Annotated in this window: 10 protein-coding genes; 5 read left to right on the top strand and 5 right to left on the bottom strand. The window is 68.9% G+C overall.

Annotated features, from left to right (window positions below):
* The 3 genes from PKE75_RS01400 to zapE form a co-directional block, all read right to left on the bottom strand.
* A partial coding sequence (locus PKE75_RS01400) for a succinate--CoA ligase subunit alpha (protein ID WP_428979085.1) occupies positions 1-466 on the bottom strand: 466 nt, incomplete at its 3' end.
* A 38-nt stretch (positions 467-504) separates the two neighbouring features.
* Entirely contained in the window at positions 505-1,470 is a 966-nt protein-coding gene (gene mdh, locus PKE75_RS01395; protein WP_271166897.1) for a malate dehydrogenase, read from the bottom strand.
* A gap of 155 nt (positions 1,471-1,625) precedes the next feature.
* Positions 1,626-2,789 (bottom strand): cell division protein ZapE, encoded by a 1,164-nt coding sequence (zapE, locus tag PKE75_RS01390; protein ID WP_271166896.1) that lies wholly within the window; start codon positions 2,787-2,789, stop codon positions 1,626-1,628.
* A gap of 313 nt (positions 2,790-3,102) precedes the next feature.
* Here zapE and PKE75_RS01385 point away from each other — a divergent pair, with 313 nt between their 5' ends.
* From PKE75_RS01385 to PKE75_RS17875, 5 genes are all read left to right on the top strand, one after another.
* A complete protein-coding gene (locus PKE75_RS01385) occupies positions 3,103-3,249 on the top strand; it encodes a hypothetical protein (protein WP_271166895.1) in 147 nt (48 codons plus the stop codon).
* A 38-nt stretch (positions 3,250-3,287) separates the two neighbouring features.
* Complete coding sequence (locus tag PKE75_RS01380; protein ID WP_271166894.1) at positions 3,288-3,602, top strand: hypothetical protein; 315 nt, start codon at positions 3,288-3,290, stop codon at positions 3,600-3,602.
* 73 nt (positions 3,603-3,675) lie between these two features.
* Entirely contained in the window at positions 3,676-4,062 is a 387-nt protein-coding gene (gene copM / locus PKE75_RS01375; RefSeq protein ID WP_428979084.1) for a CopM family metallochaperone, read from the top strand.
* Between the two features lie 59 nt (positions 4,063-4,121).
* Positions 4,122-4,448 (top strand): divalent-cation tolerance protein CutA, encoded by a 327-nt coding sequence (gene cutA, locus PKE75_RS01370; protein ID WP_271166893.1) that lies wholly within the window; start codon positions 4,122-4,124, stop codon positions 4,446-4,448.
* Between the two features lie 160 nt (positions 4,449-4,608).
* Positions 4,609-5,874 carry a cell wall hydrolase gene (locus PKE75_RS17875; RefSeq protein WP_428979083.1) on the top strand — a complete coding sequence of 422 codons (1,266 nt, stop codon included), beginning with the start codon at positions 4,609-4,611 and terminating at the stop codon, positions 5,872-5,874.
* A gap of 124 nt (positions 5,875-5,998) precedes the next feature.
* On the opposite strand, the gene PKE75_RS01360 is transcribed toward PKE75_RS17875, so the two are convergent.
* Positions 5,999-6,493, bottom strand: coding sequence for a GFA family protein (locus tag PKE75_RS01360; protein WP_271166892.1), 495 nt, complete (start codon positions 6,491-6,493; stop codon positions 5,999-6,001).
* Positions 6,494-6,552: 59 nt separating this feature from the next.
* A complete protein-coding gene (locus PKE75_RS01355) occupies positions 6,553-7,431 on the bottom strand; it encodes an aldo/keto reductase (RefSeq protein WP_271166891.1) in 879 nt (292 codons plus the stop codon).
* Positions 7,432-7,565 lie beyond the last annotated feature (134 nt).

Raw genomic sequence — 7,565 nt, 5'->3', positions numbered from 1 at the left:
TGCCCGAGCGCGACACAACCCCCACCGTGCCGCGCGAGAAGATGTTGCCCGGCATGATGCCGATCTTCGACTCGCCCGCCGTCACCACGCCCGGGCAGTTCGGGCCTATGAGCCTGGTTTTCGAACCGTCCAACGCCCTTTTGACCCGCACCATGTCGAGCACGGGAATCCCTTCCGTGATGCAGACCACCAGCGGAATCTCCGCCGCGATCGCCTCGCAGATCGCATCCGCCGCGCCTGGCGGCGGCACGTAGACCACCGAGGCGTCGGCCCCGGTCGCCTCGCGGGCCTCGGCGACGGTGTCGAACACCGGAAGGTCGAGATGCGTCTGGCCGCCTTTGCCCGGCGCAACGCCCCCCACCATCTTCGTCCCGTAGGCGATCGCCGCCTCCGAATGGAACGTGCCGTTCTTGCCCGTGAAACCCTGGCAGATCACGCGCGTCGACGCGTCGATCAGTATGGACATTTTGAGTTGCTCCTCGACGCGCGTCGGTCGTTTGACGGTTACTTTCCGAGATTTGGCGCGATCGTCTTGCAGGCCGCGATCAGACCTTTCACGGACTCGACCGACTTGTCGAAGCCTGCCTTCTCCGCGGCGTCGAGCTCGATCTCGACGATGCGCTCGACGCCGCCGGCGCCGATCACCACCGGCACGCCGACATAGATGCCGTCGACGCCGTACTGGCCCGAGAGATAGGCCGCGCAGGGCAGCACGCGCTTCTTGTCCTTGAGGTAGCTCTCCGCCATCGCGACCGCGGAGGCGGCCGGCGCGTAGAACGCCGAGCCGGTCTTGAGCAGGCCGACGATCTCGGCGCCGCCGTCGCGGGTGCGCTGGATGATCTGGTCGAGCTTCTCCTGGCTGGTCCAGCCCATCTTGACGAGGTCGGGCAGGGGGACGCCGGCGACGGTCGAGTAACGCGGCAACGGCACCATGGTGTCGCCGTGGCCGCCGAGCACGAAGGCGGTGACGTCCTCCACCGAAACGTTGAACTCGTCGGCGAGGAAGTAGCGGAAGCGCGAGGAATCCAGCACGCCCGCCATGCCGACCACCTTCTCGGCCGGCAGGCCGGAAGCGGTCTGCAGCGCCCAGACCATGGCGTCGAGAGGGTTGGTGATGCAGATCACGAAGGCGTCGGGCGCGTATTTCGCGATCCCCGCCCCGACCTGCTCCATGACCTTGAGGTTGGTGCCGATCAGATCGTCCCGGCTCATGCCAGGCTTGCGCGGCACGCCGGCCGTGACGATCACGACGTCGGCGCCCTCCAGATCTTCGTAGGACGACGTGCCCTTCAGCTTGGCGTTCCAGCCGTCGACCGGCGAGGACTGCGCGAGGTCGAGCGACTTGCCCTGCGGCACGCCGTCGACGATGTCGAACAGGACGACGTCGCCCAGTTCCTTCAGGCCGACGAGATGGGCGAGCGTGCCGCCGATCTGGCCGGCGCCCACGAGTCCGATCTTGCTGCGCGCCATGGGGTCCTCTTCGGGTCTCTTGGAAGCTCGCCACGCTTCGAGGCGGACGGGCGGGAACGCGTTCGGAGTGCTGGAACTAGCCCTATCGTCCTAGCGGATCAAGGCGCGCAAAGCGCGGGGGATCGAAGGATTCGCGCCCCCGCACGCGATCTCGTTCACGTCTCGACCAGTCCCGTCGTCTGGCCGCTCGCGGCGCTGTCGGGGCGGCCATGGCCGCGGGCGAGCCATTCCTCGGAGCGCATCTCCATCAGGCGCGAGGCGGTGCGCGCGAAGCCGAAGCTCTCGTAACCCTCGGTCCCCGTCCAGAGACCGTCGGGCTCGGCCTCGGCCGACGCGACGAGCTTGACGTTGCGCTCGTAGAGGGCGTCGATCAGCGTCATGAAGCGGCGCGCCTCGTTGCGGCGCGCGTCGCCGAGCGTCGGCACGTCGTCCAGCACGAGGGTGTGATAGCGGCGCGCCAGCGCGAGGAAGTCGGCGGCGCCCAGGGCTTTTGCGCAGAGATCCTCGAAGCTCGCGCGGGCGACGCCGTTCGCGGCGTGCGGAAGGGCGACATGACGGCCCTGCACGTCGAAGGCGACGGGCTCGCCGTCGCCGCCCGCCAGCGAGTGGAAGACGGCGTCGAGCGTCGTCCGCGCCGCTTCGTCGGCAGGCGTCAGCCAGACGCCGCTTTCGCCCAGCTTCTCGCGCCGGAAGTCGGTCCGCGCCGCGAGCTTCACCACCTCCATCCGCTCCTTGATCTGGGCGATGAAGGGCGTGAACAGCGAGCGGTTCAAGCCGTCCTTGTAGAGTTCCGACGGCGGCACGTTCGAGGTCGCGACCACCACCACCCCGTCTGCGAACAGCCGCTCGAACAGCCGTCCGAGGATCATCGCGTCGGCGATGTCGGTGACATGGAACTCGTCGAAGCAGAGCAGGCCGAACTCCTTGGCCAGCGCGTCGCCGACCAGCGGGATGACGTCGCCGGAATGGCGTCCGCCATGCGCCTCGGCCCGCGCCGCGTGGATACGAGCGTGGACGTCGATCATGAAGTCGTGGAAATGCGCCCGGCGCTTGCGTGCGATCGGCGCCGCCTCGAAGAACACGTCCATCAGCCGGGTCTTGCCGCGCCCCACGTCTCCCCAGACGTAGAGGCCTTTGAGCGGCGCGGTCGGCTTTGACGCGAACAGCCAGCCAAGAGCGCCGGACTTGCCGCGGTTCTTCTGGCGCAGCCGCTCGTCGAGCGCGTTCAGCTTGGCGACCACCGCCTCCTGCGCCGGATCGCGCTCCAGCGCGCCGGAGCGCACAAGCGCCTCGTAGCGCTGCAGGGTTGTGTCGTTCATCGCGGGCGGTTGGCTCAGACGCCCGTCACGCGGAGGCGGCGCGCAGGAACGATGGGAGCGGAACGGCGTTGCGTCGGCATGGGCGTTGCGTCGTTCCCTGAAGTCCGCTTGTCTGCTCCGCCCGGTCTCGCTTGAAAGGTCAAGCCGCGCAATGAGACTCTCGGCGATCCTGCTCCTCGCGACCGTCATGGCTCTCCCGGCGGCGGCCTCGGCAAAGGAAAGGCGGTCGCACTGCCGCTGCGATGCGGTGGCCGTCGAGCACGTCGGACCGCGCGAAGCGCGCCGGCGCGAGGTCGAGCGACGAGCCTGGGTGATGCGCCATCGCGATCGGTCCTATGCCGACGTCGACCCCGACACGCCCTACGGGCCGATCTACCAGACCCAGGAGCAGTCGATGCAGTCGAGGTATGACTTCTCGGCCGGCCAGAAGGGGAATATCAAAGAGTATTGGTGGCGCTGAGGGGAGCCGGGCGCCGAAAAGCGAAGGCGACCGCCTCCTTGACGCTGCTGAGGCTTCTTACCGTGCTGATCGCCTTCGGCCTGTTCGCGGGCTCGGAGGCCGGCATGGCGTCCCCCTGCATGTGGGACTCGCACGCCTCACAGGGCGACGCGGCGCCTGTCCATCACTCCGATCATGAGCGCGGCGCAGCGCATATGGCTAAGGCCTGCTGCGCGGCCATGTGCTGCGCGACGCTCGCCTCGATCGAGGCTCAGCCGGTCATGCGGGGGCTCGCCGTCGAACCCTATGCGCGTCCCGACCGGCCGGCGCGTTCGGCCATTCTCGCGGTAGCGTCGCCGCCGCCTCGGCGTTAGTCCCACGCTGGCGATGCGAGTCGCCGGCGGCGTGCGCCCTGTTGATCACCATCGATACGTAAGGAGTTGCGCCATGCGCAATCTGAAAGGCGGCCTTGCGGCCGCCGCCCTGCTGCTCGCCTGCATCCCGGCCGTGGCCGAAGAGATGGACCACAAGGCCATGGATCATGGCGGCATGGAGATGGCCGGTTCGGCCTCGACCGAGGCCTACAAACACGCGGACATGACGATGCACAAGGCGATGAAGCAGACCTACACCGGCGACGCCGACAGGGACTTCCTCGCCGGCATGATCCCCCACCACCAGGGAGCGATCGACATGGCTAAGGTCGTGCTGAAATACGGCAAGGATCCCGAGGTGAGGAAACTTGCGGAGGGCGTCATCTCCGATCAGGAGCGCGAAATCGCCGAGATGAAGAAGATGCTCGCGGCCATGGGCGGCGAGCCCGCCGCGAAGTGATCGGCGGCTCGGCGGGGCGGAGCGCTCCGCCCCGCCGAGCCTAAGAAGGGAAAAGCGTGATGCCGGATTTCGTCGCGGTGTTCACCACCACCGATGACCACGCGGTCGCCGACGCGATCGCGACCGCGGTCATCGAGCGCCGAGAGGCGGCCTGCGCGCGCATCTCGCGGGCGGAGAGCGTCTATCGCTGGGACGGCGAGATCCGCCGCACGGAGGAATTCGTCGTCGAGATCAAGACTACGGCCGCCGCCTCCCCTGCCGTCGAGCGGACGATCCGCAGGCTGCACGCCTACGATCTGCCGGAAATCCTCGTGCTGCCGATCATCGGCGGCTCTGAGAGCTACCTCGCCTGGCTCGCCGCCGAGGTCGGTGAAGCGAACGCCTGATCACTTTCGAAGCGCCGCCGCCTCGCCCGGTTAAGGCTTTCCTCAGACTCTTCGCGTTTTGTTGGCCTCTGAAACGGCAGGACGCGTTTCCCTCCGCGATGTAACGCGGAAGCAACAGTCCGGCCTCAGTTCGCGTAGCGTATCGAGTTGGAGTACCGGCGTGTCTCGCCAATCCGCGATCAGCTTCCGCAACGCGGTCGTCCTGACGATCGCCGCCGCCGGCCTCGCCGGTTGCGCAACCACCCGCGGCCCGATCACCCGGGTCAACCTCAGCGAACGCGAATGCCTCGCGCGCGCCATGTATTTCGAATCGAACCGCTCGAGCGACGCCGGCATGCTGGCGGTCGGGACGGTCGTGATGAACCGGCTGAAGTCCGGCCGGTACGGCAACAGCATCTGCCAGGTCGTCGGGGCGCCCAGGCAGTTCGCCCCCGGCGTGCTGGTGCGTTCGATGACCGACAGCGGCGCGCCGCGCGCCCGCCGGATGGCGGACGCCGTGCTCGCCGGCGCCCGTCACCCCGCGGCGAAGAGCGCGCAGTTCTTCCACACCGCGGGCTACAAGTTCCCCTACCGCAACATGCGCTACACGCTCGTCGCCGGCGGCAACGCCTTCTACGAGAAGCGTCAGCCGCCGAAGACGTGGTGGGGCGGCCAGGGCTCGTGGCCGGCGCCGCCGGCGCCGACCGAGACCGTGATGATCGCCCGCGCCGATCCGTATGAGAGCCGTCCGATGGCCTCGCCGCCGAAGGAGGTCTTCGCCGCGGCGCGTCCTGCGCCCGTGGTGCGCGAGCGCCCGATCGTGGTCGCCGAGCGCGAGACGCCGCGCCCGTCGCGCTACGACGTGGCTTCGGTCGAGCGCGACGCCGCGCCGGTCCCTCAATACGAGCCGCTGCCCGACGCCGCGCCCCGGCGCGCCCAGGCGTCCTCGCCGATCCCGCAATACGAGCCGCTTCCGGGCGCGTCGCAGCCAGCGCCGCGCGCTCAGGCCTCGGCCCCGATCCCGCAATATGAGCCGCTCCCCGCGACGGAGCCGCGTCGTCCGCGTCAGCGCATGGAGCAGATGGCGCAGGCCGAGCTTCCGCCGGTCGACTATGAGCCGAAGCGCAGCGTGCGCGCGGACAACCAGCCGATCGAGTCGCGTCCGATCGCGCCTCCCGTCGACATCCGGCCGGCTCCGGCCATCGCCGCGGAACGCGCTCCGGCCCGCATGACCCAGCGCGACCCCGACGTCTATGTCGCGCCCCGTCCGGCCCGGGCCAAGCAGCAGCCCGCAGCTCCGGAACAGCTGGGCTGGCAGGTGGGACCGCAGCCGGTCGTCGATTACGACGCCGCGCCGCAGCGCTCCGCTCGCCGCGCCGAGGAGACGGAATACGGCCAGGGCGGCGACCAGCTTCGCCAGAGCGACAGGATCGTCCGCGGGTACTGAGTTCGACCGCGCTGGCCTGTCATGCCCGGCGCCAGCCGGGCATCCACCACTGGAAAGCCGCGCGGCGACGGAATCGCGGAGACCCGCGAAGGCGGCGTGACGGGCCTTCCGGCCCTGAACACGGTCAGTCGATCCAGAGGCCGCGCGCGCGGTGCCACTCCTCGATCGACTGGGCGGGATATTCGTCGAAGGTCAGATCGTCCGGTCCGATCACCGGCTCGACCCAGGACGCCTTCGAGCCGAGCATCAGATGTGTCCGCGCCGGCGGGATCGGCAGTTCGCTGTCGATCGCCGACGCGAACGGGTGCAGCAGCTCCGGCCAGTTCGGATCGAACAGCCAGAGCGCCGTCGCGCATTTCCCGCAGAAATTCCGCTCGCCGGAGCTCGTCCTGCAGCCGCCCTCGCCATCCGCGATCTCGGCGCGGAACACCCCGATCGACCGCTCTCCGCTGACCTTCAGCGTCGCCGCGTCGGCGTGGAGGTTGATGGCGTAACCGCCTCCGCCCGCGGTCTTTCGGCAGATCGAGCAGTAGCAGAGCTGATAGGGCTGCGGCGCGTGGCTCTCGACAGAGAAGCTCACCGCGCCGCACCGGCACGACCCTTCGAGCGTGATCGGCATCGCTTTCCCCTATTTCTCGATCCGTCCCCGCGCTGGCGCGAGGACGGATCGGGCGCGCCTCAGGCCGCCTTTTTGAACGCCGCCTTGCCCTGCTCGTCGAGAGCGGCGAAGTCTTCGTCGGAGAGCGTGATCGCCGCGGCGGCGACGTTCTCCTCGAGATGCTTGACCTTGCCGGTGCCGGGGATCGGAAGCATCACCGGGCTGCGCTTCAGCACCCAGGCGAGGGCGACCTGGCTCGGCGAGGCGCCGATCTTCTTCGCGATCGAATCGAGCACCGAGCCGGGCTTGGCAAGGTCGCCCGCAGCCAGCGGGAACCACGGGATGAAGCCGATGCCAGCCTTCTCCGCGAAGTCGAGCACCGCCTCGCTGGTGCGGTCGACGAGGTTGTAGCGGTTCTGGACCGTCGCGACGGTGAAGAACTTCTGAGCGGCCTTGATCTCCTCGACGCTGACCTCGCTCAGGCCGACATGCGCGATCAGGCCTTCCTTCTGCATGTCGCGGATCACGCCGAACTGCTCGTCGCGCGGCGTCTTCGGGTCGATCCGGTGGAGCTGCCACAGATCGATCCGCTCGACGCCGAGCCGGCGCAGGCTCATCAGCACGCACTGGCGCAGATATTCCGGCCGCCCCACAGGCGCCCAGATCTGCGGTCCGTGGCGGGTGAGGCCGCCCTTGGTCGCGATCAGCAGCCCCTTATACGGCTTGAGCGCTTCGGCGATCAGGTTCTCGCTGACCTCCGGGCCGTAGCTGTCGGCGGTGTCGATGAAGTTGACGCCGAGTTCGGGAAGGCGGCGCAGCGTCTTGAGCGCCTCGTCGCGATCCCGGGGCTCGCCCCAGACGCCGTCGCCGGTGACGCGCATCGCGCCGAAGCCGAGGCGGTTGACGGTGTGATCGCCGAGCGTGAATTGGCCGGACGCCGAGGCGTTGGTGGTGCTCATGGTGGATATCTCCGTTTTCGATGCGGCGGCTCGCGTGGGCTCTGTTCGCCTGTCGCGCTCCCGGCGCCGCCACCGCGATATGGGCCGCGCCCCCGACGCAGGCAACGCAAGGTTCGATCGCGTCTGGTGCAAGC

Source organism: Hansschlegelia plantiphila (assembly GCF_027922265.1).
GTDB lineage: Bacteria > Pseudomonadota > Alphaproteobacteria > Rhizobiales > Methylopilaceae > Methylopila > Methylopila plantiphila.
The sequence above is the reverse complement of the archived record's forward strand: the minus strand, read 5'-3'. Positions and strand labels throughout refer to the sequence as shown.